General features: G+C 60.0%; 13 protein-coding genes and 2 pseudogenes. 6 read left to right on the top strand and 9 right to left on the bottom strand.

The window, feature by feature from the left end; genetic code table 11:
* Nucleotides 1-400 precede the first annotated feature (400 nt).
* Complete coding sequence (gene oxlT, locus P3T40_RS25225; protein WP_429270419.1) at nucleotides 401-1,684, top strand: oxalate/formate MFS antiporter; 1,284 nt, start codon at nucleotides 401-403, stop codon at nucleotides 1,682-1,684.
* 302 nt (nucleotides 1,685-1,986) lie between these two features.
* Here oxlT and P3T40_RS25220 read toward each other — a convergent pair.
* Nucleotides 1,987-2,535 (bottom strand): annotated as a pseudogene (locus tag P3T40_RS25220) (hypothetical protein); the annotation flags it as partial.
* A gap of 335 nt (nucleotides 2,536-2,870) precedes the next feature.
* On the opposite strand from P3T40_RS25220, the gene P3T40_RS25215 reads away from it, so the two are divergent.
* On the top strand, nucleotides 2,871-4,091 hold the full coding sequence (locus tag P3T40_RS25215) for a Bcr/CflA family multidrug efflux MFS transporter (protein WP_429270418.1): 1,221 nt from the start codon (nucleotides 2,871-2,873) through the stop codon (nucleotides 4,089-4,091).
* A gap of 724 nt (nucleotides 4,092-4,815) precedes the next feature.
* On the opposite strand, the pseudogene P3T40_RS25210 reads toward P3T40_RS25215, so the two are convergent.
* The 7 genes and pseudogenes from P3T40_RS25210 to zwf form a co-directional block, all read right to left on the bottom strand.
* A pseudogene (locus tag P3T40_RS25210) lies at nucleotides 4,816-5,431 on the bottom strand (type VI secretion system amidase effector protein Tae4).
* A gap of 57 nt (nucleotides 5,432-5,488) precedes the next feature.
* Nucleotides 5,489-5,815, bottom strand: a complete 327-nt coding sequence (locus P3T40_RS25205) for a hypothetical protein (RefSeq protein ID WP_429270417.1) — start codon at nucleotides 5,813-5,815, stop codon at nucleotides 5,489-5,491.
* A gap of 138 nt (nucleotides 5,816-5,953) precedes the next feature.
* Nucleotides 5,954-6,499 (bottom strand): PAAR domain-containing protein, encoded by a 546-nt coding sequence (locus tag P3T40_RS25200; RefSeq protein WP_429270416.1) that lies wholly within the window; start codon nucleotides 6,497-6,499, stop codon nucleotides 5,954-5,956.
* 29 nt (nucleotides 6,500-6,528) lie between these two features.
* The gene (locus tag P3T40_RS25195) at nucleotides 6,529-7,191 is read right to left on the bottom strand and encodes a PAAR domain-containing protein (RefSeq protein ID WP_429270415.1); all 663 of its coding nucleotides are present in this window, start codon (nucleotides 7,189-7,191) and stop codon (nucleotides 6,529-6,531) included.
* Between the two features lie 680 nt (nucleotides 7,192-7,871).
* Nucleotides 7,872-9,788 (bottom strand): bifunctional transcriptional regulator/glucokinase, encoded by a 1,917-nt coding sequence (locus P3T40_RS25190; protein WP_429270414.1) that lies wholly within the window; start codon nucleotides 9,786-9,788, stop codon nucleotides 7,872-7,874.
* Complete coding sequence (pgl, locus tag P3T40_RS25185; protein WP_429270413.1) at nucleotides 9,766-10,470, bottom strand: 6-phosphogluconolactonase; 705 nt, start codon at nucleotides 10,468-10,470, stop codon at nucleotides 9,766-9,768. Before pgl ends, P3T40_RS25190 begins: the two co-directional genes overlap by 23 nt.
* A gap of 188 nt (nucleotides 10,471-10,658) precedes the next feature.
* Entirely contained in the window at nucleotides 10,659-12,119 is a 1,461-nt protein-coding gene (gene zwf / locus P3T40_RS25180; protein ID WP_429270412.1) for a glucose-6-phosphate dehydrogenase, read from the bottom strand.
* Between the two features lie 508 nt (nucleotides 12,120-12,627).
* Between zwf and P3T40_RS25175 the strand changes: the two genes are divergently transcribed.
* From P3T40_RS25175 to P3T40_RS25160, 4 genes are all read left to right on the top strand, one after another.
* Nucleotides 12,628-13,875, top strand: a complete 1,248-nt coding sequence (locus P3T40_RS25175; RefSeq protein ID WP_429270411.1) for an ABC transporter substrate-binding protein — start codon at nucleotides 12,628-12,630, stop codon at nucleotides 13,873-13,875.
* A gap of 150 nt (nucleotides 13,876-14,025) precedes the next feature.
* Nucleotides 14,026-14,964, top strand: coding sequence for a carbohydrate ABC transporter permease (locus P3T40_RS25170; RefSeq protein ID WP_429270410.1), 939 nt, complete (start codon nucleotides 14,026-14,028; stop codon nucleotides 14,962-14,964).
* Nucleotides 14,954-15,811: a carbohydrate ABC transporter permease gene (locus P3T40_RS25165; protein ID WP_429270409.1), complete on the top strand. Its 858-nt coding sequence runs from the start codon at nucleotides 14,954-14,956 to the stop codon at nucleotides 15,809-15,811. The genes P3T40_RS25170 and P3T40_RS25165 overlap by 11 nt, the downstream gene beginning before the upstream one ends.
* A 115-nt stretch (nucleotides 15,812-15,926) precedes the next feature.
* Nucleotides 15,927-17,045, top strand: a complete 1,119-nt coding sequence (locus P3T40_RS25160) for an ABC transporter ATP-binding protein (protein WP_429270408.1) — start codon at nucleotides 15,927-15,929, stop codon at nucleotides 17,043-17,045.
* A gap of 306 nt (nucleotides 17,046-17,351) precedes the next feature.
* Here the strand turns inward: P3T40_RS25160 and P3T40_RS25155 are convergent, their stop codons facing one another.
* Complete coding sequence (locus P3T40_RS25155) at nucleotides 17,352-17,579, bottom strand: hypothetical protein (protein WP_429270407.1); 228 nt, start codon at nucleotides 17,577-17,579, stop codon at nucleotides 17,352-17,354.
* Between the last annotated feature and the right edge of the window lie 8 nt (nucleotides 17,580-17,587).

Below are 17,587 nucleotides of genomic sequence, written 5' to 3'. Positions count from 1 at the left end.
GCGGCAGCTGAATGGTTATCTGAAATTGTACCGGAGTCGCGCGCAGTCGGCGGGCGGCCGCGGCAGAAGGGGCTTGCGGCGGATTGTCCGGGCGCGCGCCGCCCGGCAGCACCAAGGCGGAACGTGCCGCGATTTCGGGCGCACCGTCGAAGGGCCGCGGCACCATCTGGATTCACCTTTGGATGCCGCTGGTGGTGGCGCTGGCCGCCTGGCCGGCGTGGCTGTGCCTGCCGAAAACTCCCGCCCCACAAGGATCTCCCTCCGATCGAGCCGACTCGCTCATCCAATCGGCATGCTTCTCGCTAATGTCGACGGGCTTGTATACATAGGGCGCCAACCGTTGTCCAAATGAATCCGGGGTGATTCGAGCGGCTCGCGCCATCCGCAACGGAGAGCTCGAATGAATAGCCGCACGCATGCACTGAACGGCGCAGCCGCACCTATCACGCCGTCAATTGCACGCACCCGCTGGTTTCAGCTTGCCCTCGGGCTCGTCTGCATGATGACGATCTCGAGTCCGCAATATGTCTGGACATTGATGACGAAGCCGCTTGCCGCCAAGCTCGGCATTGCGCTGCCGGAATTGCAGGTCACCTTCTCGATTCTGGTGCTTTTGCAGGCATTCTTTTCGCCGTTCCAGGGGGCGCTGATCGATCGTTTCGGGCCGCGCCTGTTGATCTCGATCGGCACGCTTCTGGCGGGCGTGAGCTGGGTGCTGGCCTCGTACGCACAGAGCACGCCGATGCTGTATCTCACCTATGGCGGCGTCGGCGGTCTCGGGACGGGCATTGTCTATGTCGGCGTGGTTGGGCTGATGGTCCGCTGGTTTCCCGATCGACGCGGGTTTGCGGCCGGTGCAGTGGCGGCCGGCTATGGCATGGGCGCGATCGTGACGACCTTTCCGATTGCGGCATCGCTCGCCTCACGCGGCGTGGAGTCGACGTTGTGGCTGTTCGGCATCGTCTTTGCCGCGGTCGGCTTCATTGCCTCGCAGGGGCTGCGCGTGCCGCCGGCGGATTTGGGCGCGAGCGTGTCGAGTGCCCAAACGTCCGTCGCCGCGCGCGATTATCGACCGTCCGGGATGCTCAGGCAGCCGCTCTTCTGGTTGATGTTTGTAATGATGACGATGATGGCCACCTCCGGATTGATGGTCACGTCGCAGATGGCGACCTTTGCGACCGACTTTGGCGTCAGCAAGGTCATGGTGTTCGGGCTTGCGGCATTGCCACTCGCGTTGACCATTGACCGCTTCACGAATGGACTGACGCGGCCGTTGTTCGGCTGGGTATCGGATCGGCTGGGCCGCGAGAACACCATGGGATTTGCCTTCGCGCTGGAGGGCGTTGCCATGACGCTCTGGCTGTTGACGCGCGATAACGCGGCGCTGTTCGTGCTTCTCTCGGGCCTCGTGTTCTTCGGTTGGGGTGAAATTTTCTCGTTGTTCCCATCGACCTTGACCGATACCTTCGGCACCCGTTACGCAACCGCGAACTACGGCTGGCTTTATATCTCGTTCGGGGTGGGTTCGATCTTCGGCGGCCCGCTGGCCGCGTTGCTGCATCAGCACACTGGAAGCTGGACCCCGGTGTTCGGCTGCGCGATCGCGCTCGATCTGAGCACCGCCGCGCTGGCCATGTTCGTGTTGAAGCCGGCGCGACGGCGCTTCCTCGGCGCAGGGCACTGAGGTTCGCGGACAGCGGGGGCGTCTTGTGCGACCACGCTAGCGGTAGCGCTTGATCAGAGATGCGTTCCCTTGGGCGAGGCGACCCATCAGGTTGCAGGCCTGCTTCGACGGGGACGGGGACCTTTGCTGGTGACGCTGCCGTGCTTCGCTGTGGTGGACGGCGGCATGGCGCCATGTTTGCCCGCGACAGCATCCTTCTTCGCCACAGCGTTGTGCTTCGACGTAGCGCCGTGCTTCACCACGGCGTCGAGCTCTACCTCGTCTTTCTCCGCCACAGGGCCGTCGCCCGCGCCCGCGGCGTTCTTCTTGCCCGCGACTTTGGCCGCCGCTTCGCCCGCCTGCTTCGCTGCAGCATGAGCCGACACCTTGCTGGAGCGCGTCGGACCTGACGGCGCCTCGATCTTTGGCGGTTTGCGCTTGCCCGTCAGCTCGGCCCAGCGCTTCTCGAGCGCACCTTCGGCAACCGGCTTGATCGAGGTCCCCGAGGCTTGCGCATCCCATGTCTGCACGGAGAACGGGTGCACGCGTAGCGCATCGCGCGTGACGACGACATCCTGGTGCGCGTCGACGAGCCAGTCGTAGACGAAATCAATACACAGGCGATAACCGCGTTTGGAATGGGGATCGGGCACTTCGTACGGAGCGCGGGTGACGTAGCCGGACCCGAACACGCCCTTGGGTTCCTGGGTGACCCGATGGAGGAATACGCGGTCGCCCGGCAGGATGCTGCGGGCGACGCCGCAGCCCCAGACGTCAGTCACCGCTTCGCCGGCGGCGACGCGTTTGGCAACACCGGGCAGTTCTGGCCAGGGCCATTTCTTGGGGCTCCAGATCAGCAGGAAGGCGGTCATAACGGACTAGGGACAGGTGCGTTGGGATGGATGTTGCGGCTCAGGCGGGAGCTTAGCCGATTGGCGGCCTGGCCGGGGTCATCGTCCGCTGAGCATGAACCCGCTGAGCACGAACGCGCCGGTACCTGTGGCGAGCACCGGCAATACGCCAAGATGCCGGCCGACCTTGTTGCGTGAGTGGGAGGGAAGGGCGGGGCGGCCGTTCAGGCTGAGCGGAGCGCGACGACGTGTTAACCGTCGCGTACAATTGCGGCTTGCGGTTGTTAATGCTGCAGTTTTCACCGTTTTCCCGCGGTCCGACGCATAGGTTGGCGGACCGCCTCTTCTGGATTTCCATGCCTCACTCCACTCGACGCCGGCCCGATGGCCGGCTGATCCTGTTGCTCGGCGCACTCGCCGCATGCGGGCCGATTTCGATTGATATGTACCTGCCGAGCCTGCCATCGATTGCGCAGGCGTTCATGGTCAGCACCAGTGCCGCGCAGACGACGCTCACGGGTTTCATGCTCGGTTTCTCGGTCGGGATGTTGCTATACGGACCGCTCTCCGATTCGTTCGGACGGCGACCGGTGCTGCTAGGCGGGATCATCATGTACGCGCTGGCGAGCATCGCATGCGGGTTTTCGTTTTCGATTGGTTCGCTGGTGACGTTCCGGTTTGTGCAGGCGCTCGGCGCGGGCGCGGCGTCCGTGCTCGCACGTGCGATTGCACGCGATGCGCACGAGCCAACCGATGCGGCACGGGTGTTGTCGATGCTGGCGATCGTGACTTCGATCGGGCCGCTGCTGGCGCCGCTGATTGGCGGACAGCTATTGTTGCTGGGCGGCTGGCGGGTGGTATTCGTTGCGTTGACGCTGTTTGGCACCGTGTGTGCGGTGACGGCTTTCCTGAAGGTACCGGAGACGTGGCCACCTGAAAAGCGCAAGCATTCCGCGGTGCTGCAGTCGTTTGCGGCGTATGGGAAGTTGCTGCGCGACCCGGTGGCGTGGGGGCATATGTTGTGCGGCGGGATGGCGTTTGCGTCGATGTTCGCGTACATCACGGCGACGCCGTTTGTGTACATCGAGTACTTCCATGTTTCTGCGCAGCATTATGGGTTTTTGTTTGCGTTGAATATCGTGGGGATCATGTTCGGCAATTTCATGAACACGCGGCTGATTGGGCGGTTGGGGTCTTTGCCGATTATTTCGTTTTCGGCGACGGTCAGTTGTGTGGCTTCGTTGTTTGTTTCGTTGGTCTGCCTGACAGGGTGGGGTGGGTTGTGGTCGATTGTTGCTGGGTTGTTTTTTGTTGTGGGCGTGGTGGGGTTGTTGTCGGCTAATTGCACTACCGATTTGATGCATCGGTATCCGCATAATGCGGGGGCTGCGGCGGCGGTTTTTGGAGCTGTGCAGCTGGCGTTGGGGGCGGCTGCTAGTCTTGCCGTTGGGGTTTGGCAAGGGGCTTCGCCTAAAGGGATGGGGGTTACTATTGGTGTTGCCGGGGTGCTTTGTTATTGCGGGAGGCTGTTGGTTGTCCGTTGGCACGGACGGGCTGTTCCAGGGGTAGTGGCTTAAGGTTTTTGTTTTTGCCTCCGGGGCGCTTTGGTTGTTTTCTTAGGGCGTTGGCCTGGCGCGCATTTTGGCGCCGACGTGTAAAGCGGGTCAACGCGATCACGACAGACGCACAGGCAATGGCCGCGCAGCACTGATAGCAAATAGCTGCGACTCACTGCAACGACGAAAAGGCGCGAGCGATCGCGCCATTTTGTCGTTGCCTTGAAGGGCGCGGGACTCGCACGAATTGGAGGGGACGGCCCACTGCATTTCAGGCCGAACAAGCGGCCAGTGTATCGCACCGGGCATTGTTCGCCTGCCCCTGTTCATGGGCCGACAAGCGATTCCATCAGGCACAGAAGGATGCGCTAGTAGAGCAACACAAATTTGACAGACTGGCTGGGCGGCAGAGCTTAAGGGCCCGTCGCGTAACCGGCGAGATAGAACAACGTCGTAAGGACAATCAAGGCTGCGAGCCGAAGTGCAACGTTCCGGCGTTGCGTCCCGTCGCGTACGCTCACCCAACCTGTCACAGCAAAAACGATTGAAGGTCCGAATAGATAAGCGAGGAAAGCGGCGATTATCCACCAAGGCTCCGAGCACCAGCCGATCTCATTGCAATTTCCCGATCCACGGAACAGGGGCTTCAAGGGCAACCGATACGACATGCGACTGCCCACCCAGCAGGAAGCCCAGGTGGTGAGCAAGCCGACTAGCAGAAAGGCAGTTGCAGCGCTGCCGCGTCTTACTTTATTTCCCAAAATAGTATCTCCGTTGCCTTTCTCAGGTCGGAATAACCATAAGTGGTTCCTGGAAAGTGCGCGCTGTGGACGCCAATCCCTCGACCGATTACACCTAATAAGCCTTCCCCGCTGGAAATCGTTAAGCGATTGCCATTCCACAAATCAATATGGCCGCCACTTGGGTCTTTTTCCTTTAGGCTACGCGCCCAATAGTTCCTGAAAGCGATGATGCCGGTGCTTCCCTCACCTTGGACTCCCAGTCCGCCCCTGTGACATTCTCGGGAAGGGGTAAGCCAGCGAACGGCCTCAATTTTAGCCACTCTGAGAGTTCGTCAGCGCGTGTGGCGGTTGCCTTACCGTCAAGGATGATTCGACCGATGGTCGGCTGACCGGAAGCGGCCTTACCAGTTTTTGGGAAAACGACTTCATTTCGACGCCAACGCGGTGGAGCGTTACGCTCATGCGAATAGCGCACTGATCCTTATAGTCCGGGTTGTCGTACGGGTCTCCCGATGGGTAGTTGTCCCACAATTCTTGGAACGTTAGCACTTTCAGTTCCACTACCTTGATGGAGCCGGGTGTCGAGTTGGTTCGAACCACAGTAGGTTTGTTCGGCATGTTCAGTTTCCTTCCTGTCTCGCAAGGGCATCATCGCCCCAAAATACGGTGTAGTTATCAGAGATCGAAGAGGCCCGAGAAAACTCGCCCATCCTCTGTTTGAATGAAGTACGGGTAACCTTCGAACGATGCCCCGCATTTTGCTTCGATCTGTTCGTCGTAAAGGCCGATCAGCACGGATGCCACACCGCTGGAGGCGGTCCTGCTGGAAGTGACTACCCCCATTGATTCCGCCATGTCGTCGTGCGTGAAAGTGCTTTGCATGCGCGCGATCATGCGCGGCGATGTAGCACAACGGCATAAGAGAACGTCGCCATCGAGAGCGATTTCGTGCGGGGTATGGTTGATTCTGCGAGGGCCACCGGCCTTGGCGATGACACCCATACTTTTGCACTGCTTCGCAGTAGGCGCGGCCACCGATAATCGCTACCTGATGCCCGAACACCTTGAACGGTCGAGCATTGTTGTCTTCGGTGTAACCGCCCGCGTCGGGCTTGTCGCCCACACAAAGAACCCGACGCATCACGTGCTTTGCTCCTGCCTTGCGAGTGCGTCATCCCCCCAATGCACCGTGTAATCGTCGGCGCTTTCGGTAGCGATGCGAGGCAGGCGACCGTCTGCAGCGATGCGACCGCAGGACGTGCGATCGTCTGCCGTTGCGATGAAATACGGGTAGCCGTCTAAAGCCGCTCCAGTAGCTACAGAGCGGATCTGTTCATCAAAGGCCATACCCACTGAAGGCGCGGCGGCGCTGCGGGAATTGGCCGCGCTGCCTGTAGCCGCTTCAGTCTTCCGCTCCAGATGGCAACCTGCGTTCATACTCGCAATAACGCGATTTTTCCCGCAAGGGCATAGCACTCCGTCGCCATCTACGATTGAAAGCACTCCTCTATCGGAGACACCCTTACCGGTTCCGTGGATGGGATAGTTGCCTTTGCAAGTGCCACATGTTGCCCTGTCGCCTGAAATGGCAATCTTCTTTCCGTGGTCGTGCATCCCGGATTTGAAGGCCATCACAAAACCACCGGTTGTTGTCGTATCGCCGTGCCGAACCAATGCAACTCTCATAGGCTGTAACTCCGTTGGGCGATGCCGGATCAGTGAATCGAAATATCGGAACTGACTGGCGCAAAGGCAACCGCATGGTGCCGACGATCGGGGCTATCGGTAATCACATCGCCGTTTTCGAGCAGACTGCCTACGATTGCGAGCGCGCGGAAATTCGGTGTCTCGGGCGAACCAACGCCTGTAACGATCTGAGAACGCCTACCATTTCCGTACTCGATGTAGTCACCCACGCAGGCGGCGTTGTGGTGAGTCCCGCTAACGGCGAGATCACTTGTCGCCTCGCGCAGCACGCCGCCGAGTCTGGTTGTGGCTCCTTTCACTGCGAAGCGGTAAGTAGGCCCGGAGTACGGCGACGGCACATAGTCGGCATTTAAAAGCCCTTCGATGGTCTCACCGACGGGTACGGCAATGCCACATGTCTGTTGCAATGTCTCCGTAATCCAGTCGCCGTTGCTCAAGATGCTGCCAACGAGCGCGGCGGCTTGACCGTCGATGACCAGTGCGGAGCCCACGCCATCCATGATGACCGCTTCGCTCCCGTCCGGGTACGTTGCTACGTCACCGACACGGGCCATGTCCAGCCCATTGACAGAGGAACCTCCGGTTGCCGTAGTAACCCGGCCACCTCGCGAGGTGAGCGAACCAATTGTGGCGAACAAAAAAGCCTTTTTGTCGGCGTTCGAATTTGTCATGCGCCAGTCTCCTTTAGGGTTGAACAACTTTTAAGGAGCCTGGCCTTTTTGAGTGGAGTCGTATATGAGATAAGTCTGAAAGGGGGCGGGGCGATGGCACACATCAATCGCGCCACGTTTCCCCATGGGGCTTCTTCCCGACCGTTCCGTGCAAATTATATGGAGTACACACCATGGAAGTGACCATCTATAGCGGTCGCGCTGCGCGCCCGGTCGTCGGGTATGGCGCCTTCTGCAATTTCAGAAGGATACCTAATGTTTTTGGGGAGCCCCTTAGAGGTTAGGCTGCATGCCGCTTCCTGCCTCATCTTGCAAGGCCGCCTTCCGAAGCAAACGTCACCAGGCTAGCTGGCCGCCGTCTTCCAACGCCCTGCTTTTCCACGCAGACCCATCCGCGACGCACGAAGTGCGGAGTGGGGTAGATGAGCGCTGTGTCACTAACTTGGGAAATGCGAGGGCGGGTCTTGTTTTCGGACCTCTCCGGGTTGACCGGAGAGGTGGACATCTAAGAGCTAGCGGTTTGAAGCCCGCTTTCTTTGCCTACTTTCTTTGCGGCGGCAAAGAAAGTAGGTGCCGCCCCGCACAGGGGCGAAGCTAATAGACCGATAAGAATGCAAGGAAAGGCCAACACCCTAAGCAAACAGCCAAAAAAAAGCCGCCTGCAAGGCAACAAAAAAACCTCAATCCCGAGCAGAAGAAGCCGCCCCATGACTTAACCAATCGAGCACAGCAGTAGCATCATCATCAGCCCCGCTACGAGCCTTAGCGACAGCTTCTGCGACATCTTCACTAGGCACAGCCCGCCGAATAGCCACGCCAACGGCAAGAATATCAATCATGACAAGATGCAAAATCCGCGAAATCATGGACAACTGCGATTCACGAATCTCAATATGATCAGTCTCAAGCGCCACAGTAGCGCGCTTAGCCAACGGCGTATTACTAGACGTAATAGCAATCACCTGCGCCCCTGCCTGCATCGCCACATCCAGCACGCGCAGCAACTCAGGCGCACGCCCTGACTTCGACACTGCAACAATCACATCCCCCTTGCCAAGCAGCGCCGCCGACGCAGCCTGCATGTATAGATCGCCATAAGCAATCGTAGGGATCCCGAACCGGAAGAACTTGTAGTGCGCATCCTGCGCGACGATGTTCGAATTGCCGAGCCCATAGAACTCAATCCGTCGCGCGCCGTTCAAAAGATCGATCGCCCGCTCGACATGCTCGAAGTTCAAATGCTCACGCAGCTGCAGAATCGCCGAGATCGTGTTGTCCAGCACCTTCGCGCCGAAGTCCGTCGCGGTATCACCCAGGTGCACCTGGCTGTGACTCACCGGAATCGTCCCGGTCAACCCCGTCGCCAGTTTCAGCTTGAAATCGGATAGTCCCTGGCAACCCAGCGAACGGCAGAAACGGATCACCGTCGGCTGGCTCACGTCGGCCTTGCGCGCAATGTCCACGATCGGGTCGTTGATGATCGAACGCGGATGATTCAACGCCAGATCAGCCACGCGCCGCTCCGCCGGCGTCAAGGCGTCACGCATCTGGCGAATCCGCTCGAACACCGCCGACGAACTCCCTCCCGCACGATTCGACAGCTGCTCCGCCAGAATCGCCGACACGCCGAGGAACGCCGGATACTCGGCGGTAATCACGTAGGTCGGCACGTTCTGCAGATACGCCTCGAAGCGGCCCTTCGCCTCAAAGCGCTTACGGAACGACGAACGCTCAAACAACTCGCCCAGCCGCGGCACCACGCCACCGCCAATGTAGATGCCGCCCAGCGCACCCAGCGTCACCGCAATGTTGCCGGCGAAGGTGCCGAGGATGCCGCAGAACACATCAACCGATTCCGCCGCCAGCGGCTCGCCTTCGAGCGCGCGCTTGACCACGTCGGACGTGTCGAAATTCGACGGTACGCGTTTCTTGTCGCGTGCCGCCAGCGCCCGGTAAATCACTTCCATGCCAGGACCCGCCGCCACGCGTTCGAACGATACGTGCGACCACTTCTTGCGTGCGTACTGCAACACCAGGTCTTCGCGTTCGTCAGCCGGCGCGAAGGTGGCGTGGCCGCCTTCACTGCCCAGCGCAATCCAGCGGTCGTCAGCCGGAATCAGACCGGAGACGCCCATGCCCGTGCCCGGCCCCAGCAGGCCGATCACGCTGTTCGGTCTGCGCGCGCCGCCGCCTACCTGCACGCGTTGCGAATCCGTCAGGCCCGGCAATGCCATGGCCAGCGCGGTAAAGTCGTTGACGACCAGCAGCGTGTCGAAGCCCAGCGCGCGGCGCGTGGCTTCGATCGAAAAGGTCCAGTCGTGGTTGGTCATGCTGACCTGGTCGCCGTCGACCGGGTTCGCAATCGCAATCGCCGCATGGTTCACACGGCCAATCTTGGTATCTTTCAGGTACTTCTTGATGACTTCGGCCACGCCCGGATAGTCGGCGCATGGATACACCCGCACCTGCCCAATCTCGCCCGGCCCTGTCTCCAGTGCAAAACGCGCGTTGGTGCCGCCGATGTCGGCTAACAGCCGAGGTCCGTCGGCGTGCTGGCCCGCGCCCGGGACAGCGTTACTTTTCACACCAGTAGACATCGAGTCTCACTCCCTTGTCGTTTGCCAACTGTGAGATGGCATTTTTTTGTGGCGCAGCGGCGGCAGCATTCAGCACGTCCAGCTTGCGCGGTCCTGCAATCAACAGAAACAGACGGCCCATTTGCTTTAACGCAGACATGGACCAGCTCACGCGTGCATGCGGCGCGCTGCCGGGATGTACCGCGACAAAGCGCTCGGACGTCGTGATGGAATAGTCCCACTCCGGCGAATCGGCGAAGATCGACGCCGTATGGCCGTCCTCGCCCATGCCCAGCACGGCGACATCCGGCAGCTTGCGCAGCGGGTCGGCATTCAGCGCGGCGACGTGCGCCTCGAGGGATTGGCTCGTGTCGACCAGTGGCCAGAACGCCGCGCCTTGCGCCGCGTTTTGCAACAGCGTCTCGTGCGCAAAACGCGAATTGCTGGCGCTGTCCGTGTCGGGGACCCAGCGGTCGTCGACCAGCGTCACGGCAATGCGTGACCAGTCGAACGGTTGAGTGGACAACACCTGCAGGAACGGACGCGGACTGCTGCCGCCGGACACTGCAAGCGTTGCCTGGCCCGCAGCGGTAGCTGTCGCGGTTGCCTGAGCGGCGAGGGACGCATGTAAAGCGTCGCCCACCGCTTTCGCCAGGGCAGCCGATTGGGCGGCCTGGTCGTCGAAAGCGTGAAGCTCGATCACATCTCCTCCGTACTGCTTTTTGTTGGGTCTGCGGAATATGCCTTAACGCACTGCAACGGCCGCTCGCAGGACTCTGTCCGCTGCTGCCATTGCTGCCGCCGTCAAGGCGCCACCCCGTTCAGTCCATCGATGAGGTCTTGCATGCAGCGAAGCGGCGCGCTGGTTCGCGCATGCCGCGTCGCCGCCTGTCAGTTTTCTTCTTCGAGCCAGCAGGTGCCGTGCTGCGCCAGCATCGCGCTCGACGCCGCCGGTCCCCACGTACCCGCTGCATACGGCTTGGGCGGCTTGTTGGCCGCTGCCCAGTCGTTCAGGATCGGTTCAACCCAGCGCCATGCCGCTTCCTGCTCGTCGCGTCGCACGAACAGCGCAAGCCGGCCGTTGATCACGTCGAGCAGCAGGCGCTGATAAGCCTCCATCTGCCCTTCGCGGAAGAACTGGTCGAACGCGAGGTCGAGGTGGACGCTTGCCAGGTTCATGCCCTCGCCGGGCTGCTTGGCGAGGCAATACAGGCGAATCGTTTCGTTTGGCTGCAGCCGGATCACCAGCCGGTTCGCGCCGGGGCGCAAGGCGGTCGGCCCGAGCGCCGAATGCGGCACCGGACGGAAGTTCACGACGATCTCAGCGACGCGGTCCGCCAGACGTTTGCCCGTGCGCAGGAAGAACGGCACGCCGGCCCAGCGCCAGTTTTCGATTTCCACCTTCAGTGCGACGAAGGTCTCGGTGTTGGTATTCGCCTTGACGCCGGGTTCGGTGGCGTAAGCCGGCACCGATGTGCCGCGGATCCCGCCGGCATGATACTGACCGCGCACGGCCACCTTGCCGATGTCGCGCGGATCGATGGGCTTCAACGCGCGCAGCACCCGCAGCTTTTCGTCGCGCACCGAATCCGAATCCATCGAATGCGGCGGTTCCATTGCCACGATCGAGAGCAACTGCAGCAAATGGTTCTGCACCATGTCGCGCAGCGCGCCGGTGTTGTCATAGAAGTCGCCGCGCGCTTCCACGCCGAGCTCTTCCGCAATCGTGATCTGGATGCTTTCGACCCATTCGCGGCGCCACAGCGGTTCGAACAACGCATTGCCGAAGCGCAGCGCGAGCAGGTTCTGCACCGGCTCTTTACCTAGGTAGTGGTCGATCCGGTAAATCTGTTCTTCGGCGAAGATTTCGCCCACGGCGTCGTTGATTGCGTTGGACGACTTCAGGTCGTAGCCGAGCGGCTTTTCCAGCACGATGCGCGAATTGGTGTTCAGGCCGACAGCGGCCAGCGCATGGCAAATAGGTACGAACAGCGACGGGCCGGTGGCGAGATAGAACACGCGGATACCCGGCAACTCACTGACCGCATCGCGCAGCAGCGCGAAGTCTTCGGGTTTGCCCAGGTCGAGCTTCACGTACTGGATGCGCTCAAGGAAGCTGGCCCATGCCGCTTCGTCGAGACCGTTCTTGGAGACGTGCGGTTTGACGTGTTCGTTGACCCACTCGATATACCCAGCCCGGTCCTCGGCATGACGCGCCACGCCAACGATCTTGCCGCCTTCTGCCAGCATTCCCGCACGGTGCGCTTCATACAGTGCCGGCAGGATCTTGCGCATCGACAGATCGCCGGTTCCGCCGAAGAGCACGAAGGTAAAACTTGAATCGGTAAACATGTGTCTCCGTCGATGTCCAGGGGGCCGCCCCAGGCGACCGTAGTCCGATAAAATTTTTTTTGACACTGAATTGTAGTTTAACTACAATCCAAATCAAGAGGTAGCGATAAATCGATGAAAAAAGCGTGCGTGCTTAGGCAAGATGCGCGTTTTCCTGAATCGGTCCGCGTCCCCTTCATGTTAATGGACATTGCGTTTTTGCATGTGCTGGCTGCCTTCGGGGCCGCAACCGCACCGCGATGTCAGGGTTAACCTGTGAGGAACCTCGAGTCTGCCGCGCGCGACGCGGGCAGGCAAAAATCAAAAGAGGAGACAGTCAAGTTGCATCCCGAACCACTCATCTTCTGAGCTTCCAGCGGCCGAACGTCGGCTCGCCGGCGCATGCATAGGCATGCGCTTGCCCGAAGCTCGATCGCCGCCCAGTGATTTGCCTGTTTGAACCAACCACAGCACCCTGGAGAATCAGGGGCCATTCGTTTTTTGTTCAGGTGTCTGGAGGAGATAAGCAATGAAATTCCGCGCGATCATGGGCGCTTTGTGCGCCGCAGGTCTGATGTGTGGTGTATCCGCAGTGCAAGCTGCCGAGTCGATCGAAGTGCTGCACTGGTGGACGTCAGGCGGCGAATCGAAAGCCGTCGGCGTGCTGAAAGATGACATGCAGAAGCAGGGTTACACCTGGAAGGACTTCGCGGTTGCGGGCGGCGCAGGTGCTGCGGCCATGACGGCATTGAAGACGCAAGTGATCTCGGGCAATGCTCCGAGCGCTGCGCAGATCAAGGGTCCGCTGATCCAGGAATGGGCGGAGCAGGGCGTGCTGGTTCCGATCGACTCCGTCGCAGGTGACTGGAAGAAGAACCTGCCGCCGCAGATCGACAAGATCATGCACGCAGACGGTCACTACGTCGCAGCACCGTTCTCGGTGCACCGCGTGAACTGGATCTGGATCAACAAGGCGGCACTCGACAAGGTTGGCGCGAAGCCGCCTACCACGTGGCCGGAATTCTTCGCTCTCGCTGACAAGCTGAAGGCTGCCGGCATCCAGCCGGTTGCTGCCGGCGGTCAACCGTGGCAAGACCTGACGCTGTGGGAAGACGTGGTGCTGTCGCAAGGCGCTGACTTCTACAAGAAGGCGATTGTTGACCTCGACCAGAAGACCCTGACGTCGCAGCAGATGGTCGGCGTGTTCGACACGGTCCGCAAGATCGAGTCGTACATGGACAACGGCCGTACCGGCCGCGACTGGAACCTCGCGACGGCCATGGTCATCAACGGCAAGGCCGGCATGCAGTTCATGGGCGACTGGGCAAAGGGCGAGTTCGCGAACGCGAACAAGACGCCGGGTACGGACTATATCTGCGCACCGGTGCCGGGCACGTCGAAGGGTTACACGTTCAACGTCGACTCGTTCGTGTTCTTCCAGCAGAAGGGTGCGAAGGAAGCAACGCCGGGTCAACTGGCGCTGGCCAAGACGATCATGACCCCGGACTTCCAGGAGCAGTTCAGCCTGAACAAGGGTTCGATTCCGGTTCGTCTGGGCGTGAACATGGACAAGTTCGACGCTTGCGGCAAGCAGTCGTACGCGGATGAACAAACGGCCATCAAGGCCGGTGGTTATGTTCCGTCGCTCGCGCACGGTATGGCTCAGCCGGATGCAACGGCTGGTGCAATCACCGACGTCGTGACGAAGTTCATGAACTCGGACCAGGATTCGAAGAGCGCAGTTGAAGCGCTCGCGAAGGCTGCGAAGACGAAGTAAGCAAGGTAGCAGGGCGCCCGGTTGCGACTCCACGCGCAACCGGGCGTTTGCCTCAAGCATGAAGATGTACTCAGAGTCACAGCCGTTGCCAGTCCAGTGTCGCGCGAATCACCGTGCGGACCCCGGCGGCACAGTTTCAGGAGTCGAGTAGTGACTGCTTCTCTTAGCGGAAACGGGAAAACCACGACCGTGGCCCGCCGCACGTCGCCAATGGCGGCGCTCGCCGACCGCTGGATTCCGAAGCTGGTGCTTTCTCCCAGCATCGTGATCAGCCTGGTCTTCGTTTACGGCTTCATCTTTATTACCGGTTTTCTGTCGCTGTCGAATTCGCGACTGATGCCGCGCTACGAATTCGTCGGTCTCGACCGTTACCGAGAACTGTTCGATAACGACGTCTGGTGGACCTCGGCCGCTAACCTCGGCTGGTTCGGCATTCCGTTCATTGCGATTTGCGTGGGTCTCGGCCTCTTCCTCGCCATCCTGCTCGATCAGCAGATTCGCAATGAAGGCGCATTGCGCGCGGTGTTCCTGTATCCGATGGCACTGTCGTTCATCGTGACCGGCACGGCATGGCAATGGATTCTCAATCCCAATCTCGGCATGCAGAAGGTGCTGCACGACTGGGGCTGGACGAGCTTCCAGTTCGACTGGCTCGACAATCCGGACCGCGCGATCTTCTGTATCGTGATTGCGGCCGTCTGGCAATCGACGGGCTTCGTGATGGCGCTGTTCCTCGCCGGCCTGCGCGGTGTGGATGCGGAAATTTTCAAGGCGGCACAAGTGGATGGCGCGACGCTGCCCACCATCTACCGCAAGATCGTGATTCCGAGCATGCGTCCGGTGTTTTTCTCGGTGCTGCTGATTCTCTGCCATATCACGATCAAGACCTTTGACCTCGTCGTCGCGTTGACGGCGGGTGGCCCGGGTACCTCGTCGTCGCTGCCCGCGATGTTCATGTACACGTTTTCGTTTAACCGCGGGCAACTGGGCGTCGGCGCGGCGTCGTCGATGATGATGCTTGCAACCGTCGTGGCCGTGCTCGTGCCGCTGATGTATATGGAATCGAGGAGCACGCGTAATGCAGCCTAAGATGACGATCAGCCGTGCCGTCATTTATGCGGCGCTGATTCTGTTTGCCTTGTACTTCCTGTTCCCGTTGTACGTGATGCTGTCCACGTCGTTCAAGGACATCGATCAACTGCGCACCGGTAACCTGCTGACGCCGCCGTCGCATCCGACTTTCGCGCCTTGGATCAAGGCATGGAGCCAGGCGTGTACGGGTGTGCGTTGCGACGGCATGGAGCCGTTCTTCATGAACTCGGTGCGCATGGTGATTCCGGCCGTGCTCATCTCGTCGATCATCGGCGCGTTTAACGGCTACGTGCTCACGCACTGGCGCTTCCGTGGCGCGGACATCCTGTTCACGATGCTGCTGGTGGGCTGCTTCATTCCGTTCCAGGCCATCCTGCTGCCGATGGCGCGTTTTGAAGGCTTCCTGGGGCTGTCGAACACGGTGGCCGGCCTGGTGCTGGTGCACGTGGTGTACGGCATTGCGTTCACGACGATGTTCTTCCGCAACTTCTACGTCAGCATTCCGGCGGAACTGGTGAAGGCGGCGCGGATTGACGGTGCAGGCTTCTTCCTGATCTTCACGAAGATTCTGCTGCCGGTTTCGTTGCCAATTTTCATGGTCTGCCTGATCTGGCAATTCACGCAGATCTGGAATGACTTCCTGTTCGGTATCGTGTTTTCGGGCGTCGATTCGATGCCGATCACGGTGGCGCTGAACAACCTCGTGAATACGTCGACCGGTGTGAAGGAATACAACGTCGACATGGCAGGCGCGATCATCGCGGCGCTGCCTACGTTGCTCGTCTACATCATCGCCGGCCGATACTTCGTGCGCGGCCTGACGGCAGGCGCAGTGAAGGGCTAACCCAAACGATTGCCGCAGCGCGCCACGTGGCAGCTGCGGTGCGAACCGGCATCCGGCCTGCGCCGCCTGAGTGCGACGCAGCTGAAGCTGTACCAGAGACAAGAGGATTCACAGCATGGCAAGCCTTTCCATCCGTGACGTGTACAAGACCTACCCGAACGGGGTGCCGGTCCTGAAGGGTGTCAACATCGACATCGAAGACGGCCAGTTCCTGATTCTCGTGGGCGGCTCGGGCTGCGGTAAGTCGACGCTGCTCAACATGATCGCCGGTCTCGAGACCGTGACGAAGGGCGATATTCAGATCGACGGCAAGACGGTGAACAACCTGTCGCCGAAGGATCGTGATATCGCGATGGTGTTCCAGTCGTATGCGCTGTATCCGTCCATGACGGTGCGGGGCAATATTTCGTTTGGCCTGGGTATCCGCAAGGTGCCGAAGCAGGAGCAGGAGCAGATTGTCGACCGCGTGTCGAGCATGCTGCAGATTCAGCATTTGCTGGATCGGAAGCCGGGACAGCTTTCTGGCGGTCAGCGTCAGCGGGTGGCGATGGGGCGTGCGCTGGCGCGGGATCCGGTGATGTTCCTGTTTGACGAGCCTTTGTCGAACCTGGATGCGAAGCTGCGGATTGAGATGCGGTCTGAGATCAAGTTGCTGCATCAGCGTCTTGGGACCACCATCGTTTATGTGACGCATGATCAGATCGAGGCTATGACCTTGGGTGATCGGATTGCGGTGATGAAGGATGGCGTCGTGCAGCAGTTTGGCGCGCCGCAGGATATTTATGATTCGCCTTCTAATCTTTTCGTGGCTGGGTTTATTGGTGCGCCGCCGATGAACTTCATTCAAGGCAAGCTGGTGGAGCAGGGTTCGGGCGTTGGCGTTGAGATTGATACGGGGATCAAGCGTAGTGTGCTGAATCTGCCGTTTGACTCACCTAAGGTTAAGGGGCATGTGGGCAAGGAAGTTATCCTGGGCCTGCGGCCGGAGCGGATTACGGATGCGCGTAGCGCGCATAACGTTGAAGATGCGCAGTTGCAACCGATTGAAGTCAAGATTGATGTGATCGAGCCTACTGGGCCGGATACTTTGGTGTTTGCTCAGGTGAATGGTAAGCGGGTGGTGAGCCGCGTGCACCCGGCTTCGAATCCGCAACCGCTTACTAACATGACGCTGTTGTTTGATGTGTCGAAGGCGGTGTTGTTTGATCCGGCTAATGAAGATCGGATTGCTTAAGGTTTTTTTGCGGTAGGTTGAGGGAAGACAAAGGAAGGCCCCATGCGTTGGGAGACGCGTGGGGCTTTTTGTCTTTAGGCCGTGCCAACGGATGACCGCTTCGTTCTGGGCGCCGCGTCATTTCGCTGTGGCACGATCACTGTTTTCCAACGCCGGATGCATCAGGGCGCTCGGACTTGTAGGTCTGCCCGCGTCAGCAGCTAATCGTTCAGATGCACACGACGGTGCTTGCGAGATGTAGCGCCATCGAGCGCTTTAGAAAAAAGCGCGTCGTCCGGCAAACTTTCTACCGTCGAACCTGAACGATCAGTAATCGTTCTCGTTGATCCACCGAATGGCCCAGGATTCGCCCCGGCTCGCCGCCTCGCCTTGTGTAGCGTAATGTCCGAGGTCGGAGAAAATGAAATTTTCGCCTTGTGCCTCGCCTTCACACGCTTCGCGCTGAACCCACGCGCTAGCCGAAAAGCCGTCGGGCAGCGTATCCGGCGTCATATCGACGATCCAGTCCCGATGTATCGATGTCAATTTGATCAAGCGTGCTC

Origin of the sequence: Paraburkholderia sp. EB58 (genome assembly GCF_050436665.1) — a bacterium.
GTDB lineage: Bacteria > Pseudomonadota > Gammaproteobacteria > Burkholderiales > Burkholderiaceae > Paraburkholderia.
Note: the sequence above shows the minus strand (reverse complement) of the source record. Positions and strands in the feature narration are given on the sequence as shown.